Genomic DNA, 22,144 nt, shown 5'->3' with positions numbered 1-22,144 from the left:
CGCCATTCTAGCCCGCGCCGCTCAGGCGCCCAGCCAGCCTGCGAAGGCCGCGTAGGCCGGGATGCCCAGCGCCAGGTTGAAGGGGAAGGTCAGGCCCAGCGCCGCGGTGATGCAGCGGCCGGCGTCGGCCCCGGGCAGCGAGGCGCGCACCGAGGCCGGCGCGGCGATGTAGGAGGCGCTGGCCAGCATGGCGCCGAATACGGTGGCGCCGGCTTCGCCCAGGCCCAGCGCGTGGCCGATGCCGACTCCGGCCAGGCCGTGCACGAAGGGCACCGCCGTGGCGAACACCAGCAGCCGGGCCATGCCACGGCCCAGCTGGCGCAGCTGGCCGGCCGCCACCAGGCCCATGTCGAGCATGAACAGCATGAGCATGCCCTGGAACAGCTGGAAGTACATGGCGTCCACGGCCTTCACCCCGGACTTGCCGGCGATGGCGCCGATGGCCAGGCCGCCCAGCAGCAGCACCGCGGTGCGGCCGGTGAGCACTTCGCGCACCTGCGGCCAGCTCGGGCGGCCGCCGCCGCGCGCCAGGCCGATGCCCAGCAGGATGGCGGGGATCTCCAGCGCCACCACCAGGGCCACCAGCACTTCCACCGGCTGGCCGCCGGTACGTTCGACGAACTGCTGGGCGGCGATGAAGGTGACTGCCGACACCGAGCCGTAGTGCGCCGCCAGCGCGCCGGCCTGCAGCGGCGCGTCGCGCAGCCAGGCCCGGGCCACCACGTAGGCCGAGGCGGCGGTGGCGATGCCCGCCAGCACGGTGACGAGCAGCAGCAGGCCCAGGTTGTCGGGCGGGTCCTGGCGCAGGGCCACGCCGCCCTTGAGGCCGATGGCCAGCAGCAGGAACAGCGACAGGTAGGCCTGGATGGCCGGCGGGATTTCCAGGTCGCTGCGCAGCGCGCGCGCCACGAGGCCCAGGCCGAAGGCCAGGACCACGGGGGACAGCAGGTTGGCGGCCAGCAGCTCGGTGGCGACGGACATGGCTCAGCCCGCGTCGTACTTCGCCGGCGCCGGGTTCACGTGGCCGCAGGCCTTGCAGGTGCGGTGCTCGCGCGAGCGGTAGAAGCGGTCGAACACGGCCTGGAACTGGTTCTCGATGTCCACCAGCTCGAAGTACTCGGAGTACAGCGGGTGGTTGCAGCCCTCGCAGTACCAGAGCAGCCCGTCCTTCTCGCCGGCGCGGCGCTTGCGCTCGATCACCAGGCCGATGCCGCCGGCCATCCGCTGCGGCGAATGCGGCACGCAGGGCGGCAGGTAGAAGACTTCGCCGGCCTTGATGGGGATGTCGCGGACCTTCCCGTCCTCCTGCACCTTCAGCACCATCTCGCCCTCGAGCTGGTGGAAGAACTCCGGGCCTTCCTCGACGTGGAAGTCGGTGCGCTCGTTCGGGCCGCCGACCACCATGACGATGAAGTCGCCGTCGACGATGCACTTGTTGCCCACCGGCGGCTTGAGCAGGTGCCGGTGTTCGTCGATCCACTGCTGCAGGTTGAAGGCGGGAGTGAGCATGTCAGCGTGCCTCCGGGAAAGCCGCCACGCACTTGAGTTCGATCGCGATCGGCGTGGGCAGGGCGGTGATGCCCAGCGTGGTGCGGCAGGGCGCCTTGTTGATGTCGGGGAAATACTCGGCCCAGACGGCATTGTAGGCCTGGAAATCGCGCTGCATGTCGGTGAGGTAGACGGTGACGTCCACCAGCCAGTCCCAGCGGCACTGGCTGGCCTCGAGCACGGCGCGCACGTTGGCGAACACCGAATGGCACTGGGTGACGATGTCGTAGTCGATCAGCCGGCCGGCGGCGTTGTACACGTTGCCCGGGATGGCATTGCTGCCCGGCGTGCGCGGGCCGATGCCGGAGAGGAACAGCAACTGGCCCACGCGGCGGGCGTGCGGGTACAGGCCCACCGGGCGCGGCGCGGTGTCGGTGCGGATGATGTCGCTCATGCTTCGTCCTTGAGCTTGCCGCGGATGTGGGTCATGGCCAGGTTGTAGGCGATCGGCAGCTCCTCGGGGGAGTCCACGCCCATGCCCAGCTCGCGCACGCGGCCGTCGAGCAGCGAATACACCCAGGCGTGCACGCTGAGTTGCTGGCCGCGGGCCCAGGCGTCCTGGACGATGGTGGTCTGGCAGACGTTCACCACCTGCTCGACCACGTTCAGCTCGCACAGGCGGGCGTGGCGCAGGGCCTCGAGCTCGACCTCGGCCAGCATCGGTGAATGCTTCTGCGCCACGTCGTTGACGTGCCGCAGCCAGTTGTCCACCAGGCCCACGCGGGTGCCGGTGAGCGCGGCATGCACGCCGCCGCAGCCGTAGTGGCCCACCACCAGGATGTGTTCGACCTTGAGCACGTCCACCGCGTACTGGATGGTGCTCAGGCAGTTGAGGTCGGTGTGCACCACCACGTTGGCCACGTTGCGGTGAACGAACACCTCGCCGGGCTCCAGGCCGGTGATCTGGTTGGCCGGCACGCGCGAGTCCGAGCAGCCGATCCACAGGTACTTGGGCGCCTGCAGCTGCGAGAGCCGTTTGAAGAACTGCGGGTCCTCGGCGCGCACTTTCGCGGCCCATTCCCGGTTCTTGTCCAGCAGTTCCTTCAGGGGCATGGGCTCATCCCAGGTCGATGGTGACGTTCTTGGCTTCGGTGAAAAAGCGCATCGCTTCCTGGCCGCCCTCGCGGCCGATGCCGGACTGCTTCACGCCGCCGAAGGGCGTGCGCAGGTCGCGGTTCATCCAGGTGTTCACCCAGACCACGCCGGCCTCGATGGCGCCGGCGAGGCGGTGGGCGCGGCCCAGGTCGCGGGTCCAGACGCTGGCGGCCAGGCCGTAGGGCGCGGCGTTCGCCAGCGCCAGCGCCTCTTCCTCGGTGTCGAAGGGCTGCAGCGTGACCACGGGGCCGAAGATTTCCTCGGTGTTGGTGCGGCAGCGCGGGCCCAGGCCCTCGATGACCGTGGGCGCGACGAACCAGCCGTCGGCGCAGCGGCCTGCGGGCTTCACCGCCTCGCCGCCGCAGAGCACGCGGCCGCCTTCGGCACGGGCCAGCTCGATGCAGCCCATCACCTTGTCGAAGTGCGGCTTCGAGACCACCGGGCCGAGCTGGGTGGCGGCGTCCGTCGGGTCGCCGACCACCAGGCTGCGGGCGCGCGCCACCAGGGCGTCGCGGAATTCGTCGTAATAGCTGCGCTCCACCAGCAGGCGCGAACCGCACAGGCAGATCTGCCCGGAATTGAGGAAGGCCGAGCGCTGCACGGTGTCGAGCAGCTTTTCGCGCGGCGCGTCCACGAACACCAGCGTGGGGTTCTTGCCGCCCAGCTCCAGCGACACCTTCTTGAGCGAACGCGCGCAGCTTTCGGCGATGCGCGTGCCCACCGCGGTGCTGCCGGTGAAGCTGACGGCCTTGACGTCGGGGTGGTCCACCAGCGCCTGGCCGACGCGGGCGCCCTGGCCCTGCACGATGTTGAACACGCCGGCCGGGAAGCCGATCTCGCGCGCCAGCTCGCCGAGCATCCAGGCGGTCACCGGCGTCACTTCCGAAGGTTTGCCGACCACGGTGTTGCCGGCCGCCAGCGCGGGCGCGAACTTCCAGGTGAACAGGTAGAGCGGCAGGTTCCAGGGGCTGATGCAGGCCACCACGCCCAGCGGCTGGCGCAGGGTGTAATGCACCACGCCGGGCGCGGCGTGCGATTCACTGGCGAACTGGGTGGCGGCGGCGGCGAAGAAGCGCAGGTTGGTGACGGCGCGCGGGATGTCGAGGTTGCGCGCCAGCGACAGCGGCTTGCCGACGTCGCGCGATTCGGCGGCGGCGAAGTCGTCCAGGCGCGCTTCCAGGGCGTCGGCCAGGCGGTTCATCCAGGCGGCGCGCTCGGCGGCGGGCAGGTTGGACCAGGCGGGGAAGGCGGCCTTGGCGGCGGCCACGGCGGCGGCCACGTCGTCGGCGCTGCCGTCGGGGCAGGCGGCCCAGGGCTGGCCGGTGGCCGGCTCGTAAACCTCCAGCCAGCCACCGCCGGAGGCGGAGCGGGCGTCACCGCCGATCAGGTGGCTCAGTCGCAGGCTCATGCCTGCAAGCTTACCCGCGCCTGCCTCCGTACGGACAGGTCGGGAGCCCGATTCCCTTGTAGGAGCGGCTTCAGCCGCGACGGTCCTCGCGAAAGGCTTCGCGGCTGAAGCCGCTCCTACAGGGGGCGGGCAGTGCGCCAGATCTAATGCTGGCAGTGGCGGCACCAGTACAGGCGGCGGCTGCCGAGCTCCTGGCGCACCACCACGTCGCCGCAGCGCGGGCAGGGTTCGCCCTCGCGGTCGAACACCTGGAAACGGAAGCCGGCCGGCGTGTCGGTGAGGTAGTCGCTCTTCATGCCCGACGCGGGCTCGATGCCGCGGGTGCGGTAGCTGGCGCGCGGCACGTCGAGCAGGGCCTTGGCCAGGCGCCTGCGCTCGGCCGCGCTGAGCTCCGCCGGCCGTCGCCCCGGCGCGATGCCGGCCACGAACAGCACTTCCGAGCGCAGGTAGTTGCCCATGCCGGCCAGGAAGGCCTGGTCGAGCAGCAGCGCCACCAGCGAACGGCCGGCGAAGCGCGGGTCCTGCAGCCGCTTCGCCACTTCGGCGGCGGTGAGGCGGGCGTCGAGCACGTCGGGGCCGAGCTTGGCCAGGAAGGGGTGGCGGGGCAGGTCGGCCGTTTTCCACATGGCCACGTCGGAGGCCGAATAGAGCAGGATGGCGCGCTCGTCGGTCTCCAGCGCCACCCGCAGCGAACGCGCGCCTTCCGTGGGCCGTTCGCCGGCCGCGGCCACCTTCCACACGCCGTAGAGCTGGTTGTGCGAGTACAGGCTCAGCCCGTGGTCGAAATGCGTGAGCAACGCCTTGCCGTGCGGCTCGATGGCGGTGATGGTGCGGCCCACCAGGGTCTTCTGGTGGCGCTTGAGCTCCGGGAAGTGGAACCAGGCGGCGGCCAGGGGGCGGCCGACCACGGCCTCGGCGAGGCGGTCGGCGGCGCGGCGGATCTCGGGACCTTCAGGCATGCGGCAAGCCTGGCGCAGCGGCCGTGCAGGGCGCGTGTCGGCTCAGCGCCGCACCGGCGGCACCTGCTGCGGCTCGTGGTACTCGAAGCCCAGCGTGCCGCCCTGCAGGCGCGCCACGCGGGCGCCCACCAGCACGGCCGGGCCGGGTTCCTCGAAGAACACCAGTTGCACCACTTCCGCCACGTCCAGCACGCAGCCCTCGGGGCGGAACAGGCCGCAGCCGCCTTCGGAAAGGTCGACCACCTCGCCCAGCCAGGCATCGTCGCCGCGGATCACCATGACCCGGGCGGCGAAGGGGACACGGGGCGCGAAACGGTGCTCGCTCATGGCCGGGCGCTCAGAGCGACTTGGTCCGCCCGCCGTCCACCGGCAGGTTGACGCCGTTGACGTAGGCCGCGGCCGGCGAGGCCAGGAAGGCGATGGCCGCGGCCACTTCCGCCGGTTCGGCGAAGCGCCCGGCCGGCACGATGGCCAGCATGCCGCGTGCGATGTCCTCGGCCGGCTTGCCGGTGGCGGCCGCGCGCTCGGCCAGGATCTGGTCCAGGCGCTGGGTGCGGGTGTAGCCGGGCAGCACGTTGTTGACCGTGATGCCGAACGGGCCCAGTTCGGCCGACAGCGTCTTGGCCCAGCTGGCCACCGCGCCGCGGATGGTGTTGGACACGCCGAGGTTCGGGATGGGCTCCTTCACCGAGGTGGAAATGACGTTGACGATGCGGCCCCAGCCGGCCGCCTGCATGCCCGGCAGCACGGCCTGCACCAGCACCTGGCCCGCCAGCAGGTGCTGGCGGAACACGGTGGCGTAGGCCTCGGGCGAGGCCAGGTGGGCGGGGCCGCCCGGCGGGCCGGCGGTGTTGTTGAGCAGCACGTGCACCGGGTGCGTGCTGCACAGGCCGGCCACGGCCACGCCCAGCGCGTCGGTATCCGCGGCGTCGGCGGCCAGGAAGCCGTGGCGCTGCGCCGCGTGCACCCGAGGCAGCGCCGCGGCCACCTCGGCCAGGCGGCCGGCGCGGCGCGCCAGCACGGTCACGTCGGCACCCATCGCCGCCAGCGCCTCGGCGGCGGCCAGGCCGATGCCCTCGGAGCCGCCGCACACCAGCGCGTGTTTGCCCTGCAGCGCGAATTCCATAGTGTCAGTCCCCTTTTCCGCGCCGCGCGAGGCGGTCGAGCATCAGCGCGGCCACCTCGCGGTCGCCTTCGCGCGTGCTGGCGGCCAGCGCGGCCGCGGCGCCCCGCACGTTGGCGGCGGGGTGGTTCTGGTTGAGCTTGAACTTCAGCTCCACGCTCTCGACGCGGAGGCGAAAGCCGACGATGCCACGCAGCTGGGCCACGTGCGCCGGGTTGTCGGGTTCGTAGCGCCAGCCGCTGCCGACGGCGTCCTCGTGGCGCTGGCTGAGATCCGCCACAACAGCGGCCAGGAATTCGGGTTCGTCGTGGATCTCCAGCCGGCCACGCAGGTGCGCGGTGGCGTAGTTCCAGGTCGGCACGCGGTTGTTTTCCAGCTTGTCCGGGTACCAGCCCGGCGAAATGTAGGCCTGCGGGCCGTGCACGATCACCAGCGCGCCGCCGCCATGCCGCCACTGCGGGTTGGCGCGCGACCAGTGGCCGCGAAGTTCCACCGTGTCGCCGTCGCGGGCGTAGAGCACCGGCAGGGGCGTGGCGAAGGGCTGGCCCCCGTCCACGGTGACCAGGGTGGCGAAGGCGTCGCGGGCCAGCAGCCAGTCGAGCGCGGCGAGGTCGGTTTCGGCGAACGCGCCCGGGCGGTACATGCTCAGTCGCGGCCGGTGAGCGGGTTCTTGAGCGGCTGGATCATGCGCTCGCGCAGGTCCTCGTCGTCCTCGCCGCGGGGTGGCTCGAGCTCCTCGAGGTCGAGGCCCCAGGCCTCGGCGTCCTCGGCGTCCATGCCGTCGAGGGCGCGGAACTCGGCGTCCATCAGCGCGGCGCGGGCCACGTCCTCGCTCTCGTACACGTTGATGCGGCCGTCGCAGTCGAAGACCTCGGCCACGCCGCTGTCGAGCACGCGCAGGCGCGACCAGACCAGCATGCGGGGCAGGGCGGCCAGCCACCACTGGTCGTTGTCGTGCGGGGTGTCTTCGCTCATGGGTGCGTCCTCATTGCAGGCCGATCAGCACCAGCAGGCCGGCGGTACCGGCCAGGGTGAGCCAGCCGCTGCCGGCGGCGATGCCGCCGAAGAAGTTCAGGGAAGGGTCCTTGGCCGCGCGGTGCTGCCAGCGCATCAGCCACCAGCTGTAGCCCCAGCCGCCGTCCCCGGTGCCGGGCGCGAAGGCGATGCCCTTGTCGAGCTGGTGCCGGAAGGCCAGCACGCGGAAGCCGAAGTGGGCCGGCCCGGCCGAACCGGCCAGGCCCAGGAACAGGAAGATCAGCAGCGAACCGGCGCCCGTTTCCATGGCCGGTTCAGAACGTCGCCAGGCCCGGGGCGCGCGGGTAGGGAATGGCGTCGCGGATGTTGGCCAGGCCGCAGGTGTAGACCACCAGGCGCTCGAAGCCCAGGCCGAAGCCGGCGTGCGGCACCGTGCCATAGCGGCGGAAGTCGCGGTACCACTGGTAGTGGGCCGGGTCGAGGCCGAACTGCGCCATGCGCTTGTCGAGCACGTCCAGGCGCTCCTCGCGCTGGCTGCCGCCGATGATCTCGCCGATGCCCGGGGCCAGCACGTCCATCGCGGCGCAGGTCCTGCCGTCGTCGTTCAGGCGCATGTAGAAGGCCTTGATCTGCTCGGGGTAGTTCATCACCACCACCGGGCGGCCGACGTGCACTTCGGTGAGCCAGCGCTCGTGCTCGGTCTGCAGGTCCAGGCCCCATTCCACCGGGTAGTCGAACTTGTGGCCGGACTTCTGCAGCAGCGACACCGCCTCGGTGTAGTCGATGCGCTCGAACGGCGCGTCGATGAAGGCCTGCAGGCGGATGATGGCGTCCTTCTGCACGCGCTCGGCGATGAAGGCCATGTCGTCGCCGCGCTCCTCGAGCACCGCCTTGAACAGGTACTTGAGGAAGGCCTCGGCCAGGTTGGCGTCGTCGTTGAGGTCGGCGAAGGCGATTTCCGGCTCGATCATCCAGAACTCGGCCAGGTGGCGCGTGGTGTGCGAGTTCTCGGCGCGGAAGGTCGGCCCGAAGGTGTAGACCTTGCTCAGCGCCAGGCAGTAGGCCTCGACGTTGAGCTGGCCGGACACGGTGAGGAAGGTTTCCTTGCCGAAGAAGTCCCGGCTGAAGTCCACGTTGCCCTTGCCGTCGCGCGGCAGGTTGGCCATGTCCAGCGTGGAGACGCGGAACATCTGGCCCGCGCCCTCGGCGTCGGACGTGGTGATGATGGGCGTGCTGATCCAGTAGAAGCCCTGCTCGTGGAAGAAGCGGTGCACGGCCTGGGCCAGGCAGTGGCGGATGCGGGTGACCGCGCCGAACAGGTTGGTGCGCGGGCGCAGGTGCGCCACTTCGCGCAGGAACTCGAGCGAGTGCGCCTTGGGCTGGATCGGGTAGGTTTCCGGGTCGTCCACCCAGCCGCTCACCTCGATGGCCGTGGCCTGCAGCTCGAAGCCCTGGCCCTGGCCCTGCGAGGGCACCAGGGTGCCGGTGGCGACGACGGCGCAGCCCGCGGTGAGGCGCTTCACCTCGTCTTCGTAGTTCGGCAGGTCTGCCGGGGCCACCACCTGGATGGGGGCGAAGCAGGAGCCGTCGCTCACGTTCACGAAGCTCAGCCCGGCCTTGGAGTCGCGCCGGGTGCGCACCCAGCCGCGGACCGTGACTTCCTTGCCCGGGGCCACCGAGCCCGAGAGCGCCTGCTGCACGCTGACCACTGCCATGCCTTGAATCCCTGCCCGGACGGGCCAATCTGGTGAAGAGGGCAAGGATACCCGCAGGCGCGTGCAAGCGCAGCGTCGATATACTGTCCGCCCGCCCAGCCCCCGATAAGCACGGACCCCGCCATGGCCATCACGCTCACCCCCGCCGCCGCCGACCGCATCCGCAGCTACCTGGCCGAGACGCCGGGCGGCATCGGCCTGCGCTTCGGGGTGCGCAAGTCCGGCTGCACGGGCTTCGCCTACGTGGTGGACATCGCCACCGCCCCGGGTCCGGACGACAGCGTCTTCGAGACCGACGGCGTGGCCGTGCGGGTGGACGCCGAAAGCCTGCCCCAGGTGGACGGCACCGAGATCGACTTCGTCAGCCAGGGCCTGAACCAGCAGTTCGTGTTCCGGAACCCCAACGTCGAGGACGCCTGCGGCTGCGGCGAGTCCTTCAGCACCAAGGCCGACCGGGCCGCCTGAGCCTGTGGGAGGGCCTTCAGGCCCGAAAGGCAGGTCGGGCCTGAAGGCCCTCCTACAAGTGCTTGAACTTGCGCGGGAAACCCCGTCTCGGGCATAATGCGCGGCTCCCCATCCCGGGGAGACCTTGCTCCACGGCCCAGCGCCGGGGGCTGCCAGGCCGAATCAGCGGCCGCATCCACAAGGAAAATCCCATGCGTCACTATGAAATCGTGTTCATGGTCCATCCGGACCAGAGCGAGCAGGTGCCGGCCATGATCGAGCGCTACAAGGCGCTGATCGAAGGCGACAACGGCAAGATCCACCGTCTCGAGGACTGGGGCCGCCGCCAGCTGGCCTACGCCATCGACAACCTCGTCAAGGCCCACTACGTGCTCATGAACATCGAGTGCGGCAAGGCCGTGCTGACCGAGCTCGTCGACGGCTTCCGCTTCAACGACGCGGTCCTGCGCCACATGGTCATCGCCCGCGACGAGGCCGTCACCGAGCAGTCCCTGATCATGAAGAGCAAGGACGAGAAGGGCGAGCGCCGCCCGCGCCGCGACGATGACGAGAACGCGATCGGCACCGACGCCGACGCCGCCTGAGCCAGGACCAGGAGACCGACATGAGCAAGTTTTTCCGCCGCCGCAAGTTCTGCAAGTTCACGGCCGAAGGCGTCAAGGAGATCGACTACAAGGATCTCAACACCCTGCGCCAGTACCTGACCGAGAACGGCAAGATCGTCCCGAGCCGCATCACCGGCACCAAGTCGAAGTACCAGCGCCAGCTGCAGACCGCGATCAAGCGCGCCCGCGAACTGGCCCTGATCCCGTACACCGACAACCACCAGAACTGATCCTGACGGACAGCCACAGTTGCGGGGCCCCGCGCCCCGCTAACGTTACGGAGTTAATGAAATGGAACTGATCCTCCTGCAGAAGGTCGTCAACCTCGGCGGCCTGGGCGACAAGGTCAAGGTGAAGCCGGGCTACGGCCGCAACTTCCTGATCCCCTACGGCAAGGCCGTGCCGGCCACCGCCGACAACGTGGCCGCGTTCGAAGCCAAGCGCGCCGAGTACGAAGCCAAGGCCAACGCCATCCACGCCGAAGCCGAGGCCCGCAAGGCCAAGCTCGAGGGCGCCACGGTGACCATCGCCGCCAACGCCTCGACCGAAGGCAAGCTGTTCGGCTCGGTCGGTCCGCGCGACATCGCCGAGGCCTTCACCGCCGCCGGCTTCCCGCTCGAGAAGAACGAAGTGGTGCTGGGCGAAGGCCCGCTGCGTCGCACCGGCGAGTTCGAGATCGAAGTGCGCCTGCACGCCGACGTCCACACCACCGTCAAGGTGCTGGTCGAAGCCGAAGCCTGATCGCCCCCGCGACTGGGTTTCCCGCGAAGGCCGCCTCCGGGCGGCCTTCGTGTTTCCGGGCCTGGCCGAGCGCGCCGCCGCCACCGTCGCCACCGCCGCCGCGTCCACCGCCGTGCGCAAGCCGGCCACGGCGCCCGCCGCCACCCAGGGCGTCGAGCCCGACGAGATCGACGCTCGCCAGCGCGCCGAGGACCCGGCGCCGCGCCCGGCCCGCGTGGCCCCGGCCACCCGCAAGCCGCCGGTGGCGACGGTGCCGACCCCCGGCCGCTTCGCGCCCGCCACCGGCCCCGACGGCGAACCCCAGGCCTACGAGACCGCCGACTGCAGCACCGAGACCAAGACCATCACGTGCTGCACCAACAACGGCGAGGGCGGCAGCTGCAACCTGTTCATCCTGCTGTGCGAGGAGCAGGGTGGTACCGGCAAGGGCGACGCCGGCGACGCGATCTGCGTGCACTGAGCCGGCCCGGCCAGACGACGAACGGCGGGGGCGCTTCGGCGCCCCCGCTGTTTCAAGGGATGGATGGCGTCTCGGCGGGTGAGATTCCCACCGGTTATACACAGGCTTATGCCTAACGCCCGGGGCGAGGGATGGCTACGATGGCCGACCCGAGTTCCGTCCACCGGCGCCCGCGCCCACAGACCCAGGCGACCATGTCCGCACGCCCCGAATCGCAACGCACCGAAGCCCGCATCGACGCCCTGCGCGTCCCGCCGCAGTCCGTGGAGGCCGAGCAGGCCGTCATCGGCGGCCTGATGCTGGCGCCCGATTCGCTCGACCGCGTCGGCGACTTCCTCACCGAGCACGACTTCTACCGCCGCGACCACCGGCTGATCTACCGTGCCATCCGCGACCTGAGCGAGAAGAACAAGCCCTTCGACGCGGTCACCCTGGGCGAGTGGTTCGAGGCCAACGGGCTTTCCGAGCAGATCGGCGGCACCGGCTACCTGATCGAGCTGGCCTCGAGCACGCCCTCGGCCGCCAACATCAAGGCCTACGCCGAGATCGTGCGCGAGAAGGCGGTGCTTCGGCAGCTGATCGAAGCCGGCACCGAGATCGTCAACGACGGCTTCCAGCCCGACGGCCGCGACAGCCAGGAAGTGCTGTCGGCCGCCGAGCAGCGCGTGTTCAAGATCGCCGAGCAGGGCCGCCGCGGCCGCGCCGACTTCGTGTCGCTGCGCGACGCCATGAAGGACGCCTTCCAGATCCTGCAGGAGCGCTACGAGAACCAGGGCAACGTCACCGGCCTGCCCACCGGCTTCAGCGACCTCGACGAGATGACCGCCGGCCTGCAGCCCTCCGACCTGATCATCCTGGCGGCGCGCCCGGCGATGGGGAAATGCCTGGCGGCCAATTCGGAGATCGTGCTGGCCGATGGCTCCCTGGCTACCATTGAATCGATCTGCGCGCGACGCGAGGCCACGCTGGCCACGCTGGGCGATGACTTCAAGCTGGCCTGGACCCAGCCTTCCGACTTCGTCGACGATGGCCACAAGCCGACGTTCGAGGTCACCACCCGGCTGGGGCGCCGGGTCGAGGCCACGGCCCCACACCCCTTCCTCACGCTCGGAGGCTGGAAGCCGCTGCTTGAATTGCAGGAAGGCGATTACGTCGCCGTGCCACGCGCCCTGGAGGTTTTCGGCAAGCAGCCGATGCGTGAATGCGAGCTCACGCTGCTCGCCTACCTGGTCGGCGACGGCGGCCTGACCGGCAGCCAGCCGCGCTTCACCAACGGCAACCCGGACATCGCCGCCGACTTCGTGGCGGCGGTGGCCGCTTTCGGCGGCGTCGAGGCCAAGGCGGTCGCACCGTCCGGAAGGACGCAGAGCTGGGCGATTTCGACTGACGCGCAAGCCGTCGCCGTCCGCCGCGAAGCGTTCGGCGGCGCCCTGGAAAAGCTTCTCTCCACCCATGCCGCGCCGGCACGTGCGGTGGCGGCGGCAATCGGCGTGAGTCCCGCGTCGCTGACCCACTGGCGCCAGGGCCGCACGGTTCCCGATGCCGGCACAGTCCGCCGTCTGTGCGAAGTCCTGGCCGTCGAGCCCGCCGCGCTGGTCACGGACGGCGAAGCCTCTGCCCGGCGCAACACGCCCAATCCGGTGACCCTGTGGTTGCGCGAGCTCGGCCTCATGGGCAAGGGCGCTGGCGAGAAGCAGGTTCCGGCGCCGGTGTTCACGCTGCCCCGGGCGCAGTTGGCGCATTTCCTCAATCGCCTGTTCGCCACCGACGGCTGGGCCACCGTGCTGGCCTCGGGGCAGGCGCAGGTGGGGTATGCCTCGGTGTCCGAACGGCTGGCGCGGCAGGTCCAGCACCTGCTGCTGCGCTTCGGTATCGTCGCCAAGCTGCGCCAGCGCTGGGTCAAGTATCGCGACACCCGCCGTCCGGCCTGGCAGCTCGACATCACCGACGCCGACTCGCTCCGGCGCTTCTGCGCCGACATCGGCATCCACGGCAAGCAGGCGGCGGTGGAATCCGTCCGGTCTACCCTGGCAGGGCGCCGGGCGCACACGAACGTGGACTTGGTGCCGGCGGCCGTGTGGCCGCTCATCGAGCAGGCCAAGGGTGGAATGAGCTGGGCGGAGTTGGCTCGCCGGTGCGGTTTCAGTGACTCCAACCTGCACGTCGGCAAGCGCGCGCTGTCACGCCAGCGACTGGCGCGCATTGCGATGGTCCTGGGCGACGCCCGGCTGGCGGCCCTGGCGTCGAGCGACGTCGTCTGGGACCGAATCGAATCCATCCGCGCGACCGGCGTGCAGCAGGTCTACGACCTGACGGTGCCCGGCACCCACAATTTCGTGGCCAACGACGTCTGCGTGCACAACACTACGCTCGCGCTCAACATCGCCGAGTACGGCGCCATCAAGACCAAGAAGGCCGTGGCCGTCTACTCGATGGAAATGTCGTCCTCGCAGCTGGCCTTCCGCCTGATCTCGTCCATCGGCCGCGTCAACGCCACCCGCCTGCGCACCGGCCAGCTCGAGGACGAGGACTGGTCGCGCGTGAACATGGCCATCAAGATGCTTTCGGACGTGAAGGTCTTCATCGACGACACGCCGGCGCTGTCGCCCGATGTGCTGCGCTCCAAGGCCCGTCGCATCAAGCGCGAACACGACCTGGGCCTGATCGTCATCGACTACCTGCAGCTGATGCAGGTGCCGGGCACCGGCGAGAACCGCGCCACCGAAATCTCCGAGATCTCGCGCTCGCTCAAGGCCCTGGCCAAGGAGCTGAACGTGCCGGTGATCGCGCTGTCCCAGCTCAACCGCGGCCTCGAGTCGCGCACCGACAAGCGCCCGGTCATGGCCGACCTGCGCGAATCGGGCGCCATCGAGCAGGACGCCGACATCATCATGTTCATCTACCGCGACGAGTACTACCACAAGGATTCGCCCGACAAGGGCCTGGCCGAGGTCATCATCGGCAAGCAGCGTTCCGGCCCCACCGGCACCATCAAGCTCAAGTTCTTCGGCGAATACACCCGCTTCGACAACCTGGCCCGCGACAGCGTCGGCAGCTTCGAGTAAGCCGCCGCGGCGCGGGCTAGAATCCCGCCATGACCGACACCGCGCGCCCCACCCGCATCCGCGTCGACCTGGACGCGCTGAGCCACAACCTGCGGGCCCTGCGCGCCCACGCCGGGGTGCCGGTGATGGGCATCGTCAAGGCCAATGCCTACGGCCACGGCCTGGTGCCGGTGGCGCGGCACCTGCAGGCCCAGGGCGTCGAGCAGTTGGGCGTGGCCTTCCTGGAGGAGGGCGTGGCCCTGCGCCAGGCCGGCGTTCGCCTGCCCATCCTGGTGATGGGCGGCATCTTCGGGCCGCAGGCGGCGTCGCTGATCGCCCACGACCTCGAGATCACCGTGTCCTCGCTCGACAAGCTGCGCCAGGTCGAGGCCGCGGCCGAGGCCCTGGGCCGCCCGGCCACCGTGCACCTGAAGATCGACACCGGCATGGAGCGCATCGGCGTGCACAGCTACCACGCCGGGCCCTTCATCGAGGCTGCGGTGGCTTCGCGCTGGTGCCGGGTCAAGGGCGTGTATTCGCACCTGGCCTGCGCCGACGAGCCCGATTCGCCCATGACCGCGCGCCAGCTCGAGCGTTTCCTCGAGGCCTGCGCCCATTTCGAGCGCATCGGCGCGCCCATGCCGCTGCGGCACCTGGCCAATTCCGGCGGCGTGCTGCATTTCCCGGGCACCCACCTGGACATGGTGCGGCCCGGCATCGCGCTCTACGGCGTGCTGCCCGATCCGGCCTCGCGCGCCACGGTGCCGCTGCGGCCGGTGCTGTCGCTGGTCTCGCAGGTGGTGTACTTCAAGGTGGTGCCGGCCGGGCAGACGGTCAGCTACGGCGCCACCTGGGCCCCGGCCACTGACACCCGCGTGGTCACGGTGCCTATCGGCTACGGCGACGGTTTCCCGCGCGCGCTGTCCTCGCGCGGCGAGGTGCTTGTCCGCGGCCAGCGCCACCCCATCGTCGGGCGCATCTGCATGGACCAGTTCATGGTGGACATCGGCCCGGCCGGTACCGCCTACAACGAGGACGAGGTGGTGCTCATCGGCCACCAGGGCGGCCAGGCCATCCGCTGCGAGGACGTGGCGCAGGCCGCCGGCACCATTCCCTACGAAATCCTGGTGGGCCTGAACGGCCGCATCCCGCGCGAGTACCGGGGCGGCGTGGGCTGAGCCCGCCGCCTTTCCGTTTCCTGCACGCCCGCGGCGCGACACTGCCGCGATGACCGCGCCCCTGCGCCACCTCGTCCTCGTCCTCGGCGACCAGCTCGACCGCGACTCGTCGGTGTTCGACGACTTCGACCCGGCCACCGACGCCGTCTGGATGGCCGAGGTGGCGCACGAAGCCACCCAGGTCTGGTCCACGAAGCCGCGCATCGCGGTGTTCCTGGCCGCCATGCGCGCCTTCCGCGACGAACTGCGCGCCCGCGGTTGGACCGTGCACTACCGCGCCCTCGGCGAACACGAGCTCCCCACGCTGGACGACGCGCTTGCCGCCGACCTGGCGGCGCTGCGCCCGGCCAAGCTGGTGGCGGTCAAACCCGGCGAATGGCGTCTCGCGCAGTCCCTGCCCGCGACCTGCCGCGCCGCCGGCGTGGCCTGGGTGGAACGCCCCGACCGGCACTTCTACTGCGACGCCGACGACTTCGAAGCCTGGGCCGGCAAGCGCCGCGAGTTCCGCCTGGAGCTGTTCTACCGCTGGCTGCGCAAGCGCGAAGGCGTGCTCATGGACGGCAAGGAGCCCGTGGGCGGCCAGTGGAACTTCGACGCCGCCAACCGCGGCAGCTTCGACCGCCGCGGCCCGGGCCTGCTGCCGGCGCCGCGCGCCTTCCCGCCGGACGAGCGCACGCGCGAAGTGCTCGACCTCGTGGCCACGCGCTTCGCCAGCCACCCCGGGCGGCTCGACGGCTTCGACTGGCCGCTGGACCCGGCCCAGGCCCGCGCCGCGCTGGAGGATTTCATCCGCCACCGCCTGCCGCTGTTCGGCCGCTACCAGGACGCCATGTGGGAAGGCGAGCCCTGGCTCTACCACTCGCGCCTGTCGGCGGCGATGAACCTCAAGCTCCTTTCCCCGCGCGAGGTGGTGCAGGCCGCCGTGCGGGCCTGGGAGCAGGGCGGGGCGCCGATCGAGGCGGTGGAGGGCTTCGTGCGCCAGGTGCTGGGCTGGCGCGAGTTCGTGCGCGGCCTGTACTGGAAGCGCATGCCGGAATTCCTGGACGACAACGCGCTGGGCGCCGGCGAGCCGCTGCCGGAATTCTTCTGGACCGGCGACACCGACCTGGCCTGCCTGCGCGACGCGCTGCGGCAGACGCTGGACCTGGGCTACGCCCACCACATCCAGCGGCTGATGGTGCTGGGCCTGTTCGCGCTGCTGCTGGGCGTGCGTCCGCGCGCCATCCACGAATGGTTCCTGGCTGTGTACGTGGACGCGGTGGAGTGGGTGGAATTGCCCAACGTGCTGGGCATGTCGCAGTACGCCGACGGCGGCCGCATGGTCAGCAAGCCCTACGCCGCGTCCGGCAAGTACATCCAGCGCATGTCCAACCACTGCGCCGGCTGCCGCTTCCGGCCCGACGAGGCCACCGGCCCGCGCGCCTGCCCCTACACCACGCTGTACTGGGACTTCCTGGCCCGGCACGAGCAGCGCTTCGCGCGCCACCCGCGCACGGCGCTGCAGTGGACCCACCTGGGCCGCAAGCCGCCGGACGAACTGGCCGCCATCCGCCGGCAGGCCGCGGCGCTGAGGGCGGCGCTGGCCGCCGGTTCACGACCGCAACACGGCCCGAAGCGGTAGGCTGGCGGCCATCCACGGCCTTCCAGGAAACCCCATGCGCACCTGCCTGATCACCGGCGCCTCCGGCGGCGTCGCCACCGCCCTGGCCGAACTGCTGCGCGCCCGCGGCTGGCGGCTGGCGCTGGTGTCGCGCGACGCCTCGCGCGTGGCTGCCGGGGAGGGCGACCTGGTGATCGAAGCCGACGTCGGCACCGAAGCGGGCGCGGAAACGGCCGTGGCCGAGGCCACCGAAGCCTTCGGCGCGCCGCCCGCCGCGGTGGCGCACTGCGCCGGCGCGGTGCTGGTGGCGCCCATCGCCCGCACCACCGAGGCGCAGTACCGCCAGTGCATGGCCGCCAACCTCGACAGCGCCTTCTTCGTCGCCCGCGCCTATGCGCCGCGCGTGCAGAAGTCGGAGCACCCGGGCAGCCTGCTGTTCTTCAGCTCGGTGGCGGCGGGCATCGGCGTGGCCAACCATGCGGCCATCGCCATGGCCAAGGGCGGCGTGGAAGGCCTGGTGCGCGCGCTGGCGGCCGATTTTTCCGGCGCCGGCCTGCGCGTCAACGCCATCGCCCCCGGCCTGATGCACACCCCGGCCACCGCCCGCATGCTCTCCACCGAAGCCTCGGCGCGCGCCATCACCGCGCAGTACCCGCTGGGCCGCCACGGCGAAGCCGACGACGCCGCCTCGCTGGGCGCCTTCCTGCTGTCGGAGGAAGCCGGCTGGGTCACCGGCCAGGTGATCGCGCTCGACGGCGGTTTCCAGGCCGTGCGGCCGCTGGTGCGGGCGGGCTGAGATGGGCCACGCCCTCGTCTGGTTCCGCCGCGACCTGCGCCTGGCGGACAACCCGGCGCTCAAGGCCGCGCTCGACGCCGGCCTGGTGCCGGTGCCGGTCTACATCCACGCGCCCGACGAAGAGGCGCCCTGGGCGCCGGGCGCCGCCAGCCACGCCTGGCTGCACCGCTCGCTGCAGGCGCTCGACGCCGACCTGCGCGCGCGCGGCTCGCGCCTCATCATCCGCCAGGGCGACAGCCTGGCTGAGATCGAAAAGCTCATCGCCGAAACCAAGGCCGAGGCGCTGCACTGGAATCGCCTGTACGAGCCGGCTTCCATCGCCCGCGACACCCGCATCAAGCAGGGCCTGAAGTCGCGCGGCCTGCACGTGGAAAGCCACGACGCTGCGCTGCTGGTGGAACCGTGGACCGTGCAGACGGGGCAGGGCGAGCCCTACCGCGTGTTCACCCCGTTCTGGAAGAACGCCCGCCAGCGCCTGGACGCCAGGATGCCGGCCGCGGCCCCCACGCGCCTGCCCGAGCTGCCGCCGATGCTGGCCGGCCTGGGCGTGGAAGACCTGCGGCTGGAGCCGCAAAAGCCCGAACCGCGCTGGGACGCCGGCTTCTGGGAACACTGGGTGCCGGGCGAAGCCGGCGCGCTCGAGCTGCTCGAGGCCTTCCTCGACGGCGCCGCGCGCGGCTACAAGGAGCAGCGCAACTTCCCCGACCGCATCGCCACCTCGAAGCTGTCGCCGCACCTGCACTTCGGCGAGATCTCGCCGCGTCTGATCGTCGCGCGCGTGCTGGCGGAAAGCTGGCCGGCCGCGGTGCAGCCCAACATCGACCATTTCCTGAGCGAGCTGGGCTGGCGCGAATTCAGCCACCACCTGCTGTTCCACTTCCCGCACACGGCGCAGGAAAACATGAACCCGCGCTTCCAGGAGTTCCGCTGGGCGCGGCCCGACGCGCGCCTGCTCGCCGCCTGGCAGCGCGGCCGCACCGGTGTGCCCATCGTGGATGCCGGCATGCGCGAGCTCTGGCACACCGGCTGGATGCACAACCGCACCCGCATGGTGGTGGCCAGCTTCCTCACAAAGAACCTGCGCTACCACTGGAAACACGGCGCGCAGTGGTTCTGGGACACCCTGGTGGACGCCGACCTGGCCAACAACACCCAGGGCTGGCAGTGGACCGCGGGCACCGGCGCCGACGCCGCGCCGTACTTCCGCATCTTCAACCCGGTGGCCCAGGCCGAGAAGTTCGACGCCGCCGGCAAGTACGTGCGGCGCTGGGTGCCCGAGCTGGCGAAGCTGCCCGACGCGGCCCTGTCGGCGCCCTGGGAGCACGCCGACCTGCTGCGCCGGCGGGCGCCGGACTACCCGGCGAAGCCCATCGTCGACCTCAAGGCCAGCCGCGAGGCCGCGCTCGAGGCCTATTCCGGCCCCAAGACCAAGCCGCCCGCCGAGCGTTGACGCCCGCACGGCGCGGCCGGCATCCTGCCCGGGTACCGGGGGAGCACGCATGGCCGAGGCCCGCAAGAAGCACCGCAAGACGCCGATGTCCCGGGTGGACACCGCGTGGCTGCGCATGGAGCGCGCCACCAACCTGATGATGATCACCGGCGTGCTGATGCTCGAGAGCCCGCTCGACATCAAGACCCTGCGCAAGGTGATCGAGCAGAAGTTCCTGTCCTATCCGCGCTTCCGGCAGAAGGCGGTGGACGGCCCCACCGGCGCCTTCTGGCAGGAGGACGCCGACTTCGACCTGGACTGGCACCTGCACCTCACCGCGCTGCCGGGCCGCGGAGGCAAGCGCGAGCTCGAGCGCCTCACCAGCCAGCTGGCCTCCACGCCGCTCGACAAGTCCAAGCCGCTCTGGCAGTTCCACCTGGTGGAGCGCTTCAACGGCGGCTCGGCGCTGATCGCCCGCATCCACCACTGCTACGCCGACGGCATCGCGCTGGTGCAGGTGCTGCTTTCGCTCACCGAGATGCAGCTCGACGAGAAGCGCAAGGCCGCGCTGGCCAAGCGCTGGCTGAAGAAGGAAGAGCACGCGCCGGTGGCGCAGCGCGTCGGCGCCATCGACCGCTACATGAAGCTCGGCAACAAGATGCTCGAGAAGGGCATGGACTTCTACCGCGACCCGACCCTGGCCGCGGTGCTGGCCAACGAAGGCGTCGAGATCGCGCGCGAGATCGGCCATGCGCTGGCGCTGCCCGACGACCCGGACACCGTGCTCAAGGGCCGGCTGGGCGTGAGCAAGCGCGTGGCCTGGGCCGAGCCGCTGTCGCTGGCCGAGGTGAAGTCGGTGAGCCAGGCGCTGCACTGCACGGTCAACGACATCCTGCTGGCCTCGGCCAGCGGCGCGCTGCGCAGCTACCTGCTCGAGCGCGGCGAACAGCTCGAGGGCATCACCATCCGCGCCACCGTGCCGGTGAACCTGCGGCCGCTGGAGCACGCCAAGCAGCTGGGCAACCACTTCGGCCTGGTGTTCCTGGACCTGCCGGTGGGCGAGCCCAACCCGATGCGCCGGCTCGAGCGCGTGTCGGCCTGCATGAAGGTGCTGCGCAAGTCGCGCCAGGCCGTGGCCACCTTCGGCGCGCTGGCCGCCGTGGGCATGGCGCCGCCGCCGGTGCAGGCGCTGGCGCTGGAGATGTTCAGCCGCAAGGCCTCGGCCGTGGCCACCAACGTGCCCGGGCCGCAGGTGCCGCTGTATTTCGGCGGCAGCAAGATCAGGGACCTGATGTTCTGGGTGCCGCAGACCGGTTCGATCGGCCTGGGCATCTCGATCCTGAGCTACAACGGCGCCGTGCATTTCGGCCTGATCGCCGACGCCAAGCTCATGCCCGACCCGGATTCGGTGATCCGCCGCTTCCAGCCCGAGTTCGAGAAGCTGCTGTACCTGGCGCTGATGGCGCGCTGGGAAGGCGAGTTCGGGCCGGAAGACGCCGAGGCGTTGATGGAAGAATCCGCCCCCGCCTGAGAGGTAAACCGCGATGTCGTCTTGTGACCTTCCGGGCCTGGGCCTGCGCGTCCCGGCCACCGAAGTCCCGTCGCCGGCCTCGGCGCTGGCGCCGGGTGAAGACCGCGGCGAGGCCGTGCTGGCCGGCGGCTGCTTCTGGTGCACCGAAGCGGTGTTCCGGCAGCTGGCCGGCGTGCGCGAAGTACTGCCCGGTTACGCCGGCGGCAGCGCCGACACCGCCAACTACAAGGCTGTTTGCAGCGGCACCACCGGCCACGCCGAAGCCATCCGCATCACCTACGAGCCCGCCGTGGTCGGCTTCGGCGAGCTGCTGCGCGTGTTCATGGCGGTGGCGCACGACCCCACCCAGAAGGACCGCCAGGGCCACGACGTGGGCACGCAGTACCGCTCGGCCATCTTCCCGCTCGACGAGGCCCAGCGCCGCGTCGCCACCGCCTACCTGGCGCAGCTGGAGGCGGCGGGCGTGTACGCCTCGCCGCTGGCCACCACGCTCGAGCCGTTGGAGGTGTTCTTCGTGGCCGAGGCCTACCACCACGATTACGCGGCGAAAAACCCCGGCCAGCCCTACATCCGGGCAGTGTCGGCGCCCAAGGTCGAGAAGCTGGCCAAAGTCTTCCCCGGGAAACTGCGGTAACGATTCGTGGCGCCGGAGGAACAAGGCCGCATGACGCAAGCTCCCGATCCCGCGCCGCCCGAGCGGCTGACCATGGCCGCGTTCTGGCGCGACTTCGGCGACGAAGTCTTCAGCCTCGACCGCGGCCTGCCCTGGACCTTCCTGCGCATGTTCCGCGGCCCGGGCGCGCTGGTGCGCGACTACGTCGTGGTCCGCGACCGGCGCATCGTGCGCCCGCTTCGGTTCTTCCTGGTAGGTTTCGCGTTGCTGGCCCTGGTGTTCTCGCTGGCCGGCGGCGTGGAGTCGGCCCGCGCGGGCTTTTACGCCGGGTTCGATGGCCAGGCGCCGGGCGTGGCCGCGGCCATCTGGTGGCTGCTTAGCCAGGTGCAGCTGCTGCTGGTGCTGGTGGTGCTGCCGGCGGGCGCGATGGCCCTGCATCGGGTTTACCGCGGCCACGGGCCCTCGTTCGCCGAGATGTGGGTGCTGTGCCTGTTCGTTGCCGGGCAGGCGATGGCGGTGGCGGCGCTGCTGTTCGCGCTCGATGAGTGGTCGCACGTGCCGGGCATGGGGCCGCTGTTGCTGCTGCAGGCGCCGGCCTGGTTCCTGGCGACCGCCCTCGGTTATTTCCCGGGCGCGTCGTGGGGGCGGCGGGGGGGGGGGCCGGGCCCGGGCCCGGCCCCCGCGGGGGGGCGGGGGTTGGGGTTGGTGGTGGGGGCGGTGTGGGCGGGCGCCGTGGTGGCGTTGAGCGGGGGGGCCCGGGCGACGGCGCGGCCCGGCGAGAGCCCGGCCCCGCCCCGGCCGTGACGGCCGGGGCGGGGGTGGCGCTCAGAAGTCGTCGTCGAATGTGACCGAGCCGGTC

At 71.0% G+C, this 22,144-nt stretch carries 25 protein-coding genes; 13 read left to right on the top strand and 12 right to left on the bottom strand.

Annotated features, from left to right (window positions below; all coding sequences use genetic code 11):
- Window positions 1–21: 21 nt before the first annotated feature.
- The 12 genes from ACE3Q2_RS11185 to asnS all read right to left on the bottom strand — a co-directional run bounded on the left by ACE3Q2_RS11185 (window position 22) and on the right by asnS (window position 8,823).
- A complete protein-coding gene (locus ACE3Q2_RS11185) occupies window positions 22–981 on the bottom strand; it encodes a sodium-dependent bicarbonate transport family permease (protein WP_374474060.1) in 960 nt (319 codons plus the stop codon).
- 3 nt (window positions 982–984) lie between these two features.
- The gene (locus ACE3Q2_RS11180) at window positions 985–1,509 is read right to left on the bottom strand and encodes a 3-hydroxyanthranilate 3,4-dioxygenase (protein WP_231694026.1); all 525 of its coding nucleotides are present in this window, start codon (window positions 1,507–1,509) and stop codon (window positions 985–987) included.
- A gap of 1 nt (window position 1,510) precedes the next feature.
- The gene (locus tag ACE3Q2_RS11175) at window positions 1,511–1,942 is read right to left on the bottom strand and encodes a RidA family protein (RefSeq protein ID WP_043801257.1); all 432 of its coding nucleotides are present in this window, start codon (window positions 1,940–1,942) and stop codon (window positions 1,511–1,513) included.
- Window positions 1,939–2,601, bottom strand: a complete 663-nt coding sequence (gene can / locus ACE3Q2_RS11170; RefSeq protein WP_231694025.1) for a carbonate dehydratase — start codon at window positions 2,599–2,601, stop codon at window positions 1,939–1,941. Before can ends, ACE3Q2_RS11175 begins: the two co-directional genes overlap by 4 nt.
- A 4-nt stretch (window positions 2,602–2,605) precedes the next feature.
- Window positions 2,606–4,051 carry an aldehyde dehydrogenase gene (locus ACE3Q2_RS11165; protein ID WP_374474059.1) on the bottom strand — a complete coding sequence of 482 codons (1,446 nt, stop codon included), beginning with the start codon at window positions 4,049–4,051 and terminating at the stop codon, window positions 2,606–2,608.
- A 143-nt stretch (window positions 4,052–4,194) separates the two neighbouring features.
- On the bottom strand, window positions 4,195–5,010 hold the full coding sequence (gene nei / locus ACE3Q2_RS11160) for an endonuclease VIII (RefSeq protein WP_374474057.1): 816 nt from the start codon (window positions 5,008–5,010) through the stop codon (window positions 4,195–4,197).
- A 42-nt stretch (window positions 5,011–5,052) separates the two neighbouring features.
- On the bottom strand, window positions 5,053–5,337 hold the full coding sequence (locus ACE3Q2_RS11155; RefSeq protein WP_231694022.1) for a PilZ domain-containing protein: 285 nt from the start codon (window positions 5,335–5,337) through the stop codon (window positions 5,053–5,055).
- A 10-nt stretch (window positions 5,338–5,347) separates the two neighbouring features.
- A complete protein-coding gene (locus ACE3Q2_RS11150) occupies window positions 5,348–6,136 on the bottom strand; it encodes an SDR family oxidoreductase (RefSeq protein WP_374474056.1) in 789 nt (262 codons plus the stop codon).
- A 4-nt stretch (window positions 6,137–6,140) separates the two neighbouring features.
- The gene (locus tag ACE3Q2_RS11145; protein WP_374474055.1) at window positions 6,141–6,776 is read right to left on the bottom strand and encodes an FMN-binding negative transcriptional regulator; all 636 of its coding nucleotides are present in this window, start codon (window positions 6,774–6,776) and stop codon (window positions 6,141–6,143) included.
- 2 nt (window positions 6,777–6,778) lie between these two features.
- Window positions 6,779–7,108, bottom strand: coding sequence for a hypothetical protein (locus ACE3Q2_RS11140; protein WP_231694019.1), 330 nt, complete (start codon window positions 7,106–7,108; stop codon window positions 6,779–6,781).
- Between the two features lie 10 nt (window positions 7,109–7,118).
- A complete protein-coding gene (locus ACE3Q2_RS11135; protein ID WP_231694018.1) occupies window positions 7,119–7,415 on the bottom strand; it encodes a hypothetical protein in 297 nt (98 codons plus the stop codon).
- Between the two features lie 7 nt (window positions 7,416–7,422).
- Window positions 7,423–8,823, bottom strand: coding sequence for an asparagine--tRNA ligase (gene asnS / locus ACE3Q2_RS11130; protein ID WP_374474053.1), 1,401 nt, complete (start codon window positions 8,821–8,823; stop codon window positions 7,423–7,425).
- Between the two features lie 123 nt (window positions 8,824–8,946).
- Between asnS and ACE3Q2_RS11125 the strand changes: the two genes are divergently transcribed.
- From ACE3Q2_RS11125 to ACE3Q2_RS11065, 13 genes are all read left to right on the top strand, one after another.
- A complete protein-coding gene (locus tag ACE3Q2_RS11125) occupies window positions 8,947–9,288 on the top strand; it encodes an iron-sulfur cluster assembly accessory protein (RefSeq protein ID WP_231694016.1) in 342 nt (113 codons plus the stop codon).
- Window positions 9,289–9,479: 191 nt separating this feature from the next.
- The gene (gene rpsF, locus ACE3Q2_RS11120) at window positions 9,480–9,872 is read left to right on the top strand and encodes a 30S ribosomal protein S6 (RefSeq protein WP_231694015.1); all 393 of its coding nucleotides are present in this window, start codon (window positions 9,480–9,482) and stop codon (window positions 9,870–9,872) included.
- A gap of 20 nt (window positions 9,873–9,892) precedes the next feature.
- On the top strand, window positions 9,893–10,123 hold the full coding sequence (rpsR, locus tag ACE3Q2_RS11115) for a 30S ribosomal protein S18 (protein WP_026816203.1): 231 nt from the start codon (window positions 9,893–9,895) through the stop codon (window positions 10,121–10,123).
- A 61-nt stretch (window positions 10,124–10,184) separates the two neighbouring features.
- Window positions 10,185–10,634, top strand: a complete 450-nt coding sequence (gene rplI / locus ACE3Q2_RS11110; protein WP_231694014.1) for a 50S ribosomal protein L9 — start codon at window positions 10,185–10,187, stop codon at window positions 10,632–10,634.
- A gap of 49 nt (window positions 10,635–10,683) precedes the next feature.
- Complete coding sequence (locus ACE3Q2_RS11105; RefSeq protein ID WP_374474051.1) at window positions 10,684–11,094, top strand: hypothetical protein; 411 nt, start codon at window positions 10,684–10,686, stop codon at window positions 11,092–11,094.
- A gap of 131 nt (window positions 11,095–11,225) precedes the next feature.
- Window positions 11,226–14,159: a replicative DNA helicase gene (gene dnaB, locus ACE3Q2_RS11100; RefSeq protein WP_374474050.1), complete on the top strand. Its 2,934-nt coding sequence runs from the start codon at window positions 11,226–11,228 to the stop codon at window positions 14,157–14,159.
- A 29-nt stretch (window positions 14,160–14,188) separates the two neighbouring features.
- Window positions 14,189–15,316, top strand: a complete 1,128-nt coding sequence (gene alr, locus ACE3Q2_RS11095) for an alanine racemase (protein ID WP_231694012.1) — start codon at window positions 14,189–14,191, stop codon at window positions 15,314–15,316.
- A 49-nt stretch (window positions 15,317–15,365) separates the two neighbouring features.
- Window positions 15,366–16,937, top strand: coding sequence for a cryptochrome/photolyase family protein (locus tag ACE3Q2_RS11090; RefSeq protein WP_374474048.1), 1,572 nt, complete (start codon window positions 15,366–15,368; stop codon window positions 16,935–16,937).
- Between the two features lie 34 nt (window positions 16,938–16,971).
- Window positions 16,972–17,712, top strand: coding sequence for an SDR family oxidoreductase (locus ACE3Q2_RS11085; protein WP_231694010.1), 741 nt, complete (start codon window positions 16,972–16,974; stop codon window positions 17,710–17,712).
- 1 nt (window position 17,713) lies between these two features.
- Window positions 17,714–19,162, top strand: a complete 1,449-nt coding sequence (locus tag ACE3Q2_RS11080) for a deoxyribodipyrimidine photo-lyase (protein WP_374474047.1) — start codon at window positions 17,714–17,716, stop codon at window positions 19,160–19,162.
- A gap of 49 nt (window positions 19,163–19,211) precedes the next feature.
- Window positions 19,212–20,672 carry a wax ester/triacylglycerol synthase family O-acyltransferase gene (locus tag ACE3Q2_RS11075; RefSeq protein ID WP_231694008.1) on the top strand — a complete coding sequence of 487 codons (1,461 nt, stop codon included), beginning with the start codon at window positions 19,212–19,214 and terminating at the stop codon, window positions 20,670–20,672.
- A 13-nt stretch (window positions 20,673–20,685) separates the two neighbouring features.
- Complete coding sequence (gene msrA / locus ACE3Q2_RS11070) at window positions 20,686–21,306, top strand: peptide-methionine (S)-S-oxide reductase MsrA (protein WP_374474046.1); 621 nt, start codon at window positions 20,686–20,688, stop codon at window positions 21,304–21,306.
- Between the two features lie 30 nt (window positions 21,307–21,336).
- Window positions 21,337–22,089 (top strand): DUF3667 domain-containing protein, encoded by a 753-nt coding sequence (locus ACE3Q2_RS11065; protein WP_374474045.1) that lies wholly within the window; start codon window positions 21,337–21,339, stop codon window positions 22,087–22,089.
- Window positions 22,090–22,144: the final 55 nt, after the last annotated feature.

The organism is Arenimonas sp. (assembly GCF_041913985.1).
GTDB lineage: Bacteria > Pseudomonadota > Gammaproteobacteria > Xanthomonadales > Xanthomonadaceae > Arenimonas.
The sequence above is the reverse complement of the archived record's forward strand: the minus strand, read 5'-3'. Positions and strand labels throughout refer to the sequence as shown.

Bases quoted from the DNA above. Each gene is read 5' to 3' on its own strand.
- ACE3Q2_RS11185 (WP_374474060.1), bottom strand. From the start codon at position 981: ATGTCCGTCGCCACCGAGCTGCTGGCCGCCAACCTGCTGTCCCCCGTG.
- ACE3Q2_RS11180 (WP_231694026.1), bottom strand. From the start codon at position 1,509: ATGCTCACTCCCGCCTTCAACCTGCAGCAGTGGATCGACGAACACCGG.
- ACE3Q2_RS11175 (WP_043801257.1), bottom strand. From the start codon at position 1,942: ATGAGCGACATCATCCGCACCGACACCGCGCCGCGCCCGGTGGGCCTG.
- can (WP_231694025.1), bottom strand. From the start codon at position 2,601: ATGCCCCTGAAGGAACTGCTGGACAAGAACCGGGAATGGGCCGCGAAA.
- ACE3Q2_RS11165 (WP_374474059.1), bottom strand. From the start codon at position 4,051: ATGAGCCTGCGACTGAGCCACCTGATCGGCGGTGACGCCCGCTCCGCC.
- nei (WP_374474057.1), bottom strand. From the start codon at position 5,010: ATGCCTGAAGGTCCCGAGATCCGCCGCGCCGCCGACCGCCTCGCCGAG.
- ACE3Q2_RS11155 (WP_231694022.1), bottom strand. From the start codon at position 5,337: ATGAGCGAGCACCGTTTCGCGCCCCGTGTCCCCTTCGCCGCCCGGGTC.
- ACE3Q2_RS11150 (WP_374474056.1), bottom strand. From the start codon at position 6,136: ATGGAATTCGCGCTGCAGGGCAAACACGCGCTGGTGTGCGGCGGCTCC.
- ACE3Q2_RS11145 (WP_374474055.1), bottom strand. From the start codon at position 6,776: ATGTACCGCCCGGGCGCGTTCGCCGAAACCGACCTCGCCGCGCTCGAC.
- ACE3Q2_RS11140 (WP_231694019.1), bottom strand. From the start codon at position 7,108: ATGAGCGAAGACACCCCGCACGACAACGACCAGTGGTGGCTGGCCGCC.
- ACE3Q2_RS11135 (WP_231694018.1), bottom strand. From the start codon at position 7,415: ATGGAAACGGGCGCCGGTTCGCTGCTGATCTTCCTGTTCCTGGGCCTG.
- asnS (WP_374474053.1), bottom strand. From the start codon at position 8,823: ATGGCAGTGGTCAGCGTGCAGCAGGCGCTCTCGGGCTCGGTGGCCCCG.
- ACE3Q2_RS11125 (WP_231694016.1), top strand. From the start codon at position 8,947: ATGGCCATCACGCTCACCCCCGCCGCCGCCGACCGCATCCGCAGCTAC.
- rpsF (WP_231694015.1), top strand. From the start codon at position 9,480: ATGCGTCACTATGAAATCGTGTTCATGGTCCATCCGGACCAGAGCGAG.
- rpsR (WP_026816203.1), top strand. From the start codon at position 9,893: ATGAGCAAGTTTTTCCGCCGCCGCAAGTTCTGCAAGTTCACGGCCGAA.
- rplI (WP_231694014.1), top strand. From the start codon at position 10,185: ATGGAACTGATCCTCCTGCAGAAGGTCGTCAACCTCGGCGGCCTGGGC.
- dnaB (WP_374474050.1), top strand. From the start codon at position 11,226: ATGGCTACGATGGCCGACCCGAGTTCCGTCCACCGGCGCCCGCGCCCA.
- alr (WP_231694012.1), top strand. From the start codon at position 14,189: ATGACCGACACCGCGCGCCCCACCCGCATCCGCGTCGACCTGGACGCG.
- ACE3Q2_RS11090 (WP_374474048.1), top strand. From the start codon at position 15,366: ATGACCGCGCCCCTGCGCCACCTCGTCCTCGTCCTCGGCGACCAGCTC.
- ACE3Q2_RS11085 (WP_231694010.1), top strand. From the start codon at position 16,972: ATGCGCACCTGCCTGATCACCGGCGCCTCCGGCGGCGTCGCCACCGCC.
- ACE3Q2_RS11080 (WP_374474047.1), top strand. From the start codon at position 17,714: ATGGGCCACGCCCTCGTCTGGTTCCGCCGCGACCTGCGCCTGGCGGAC.
- ACE3Q2_RS11075 (WP_231694008.1), top strand. From the start codon at position 19,212: ATGGCCGAGGCCCGCAAGAAGCACCGCAAGACGCCGATGTCCCGGGTG.
- msrA (WP_374474046.1), top strand. From the start codon at position 20,686: ATGTCGTCTTGTGACCTTCCGGGCCTGGGCCTGCGCGTCCCGGCCACC.
- ACE3Q2_RS11065 (WP_374474045.1), top strand. From the start codon at position 21,337: ATGACGCAAGCTCCCGATCCCGCGCCGCCCGAGCGGCTGACCATGGCC.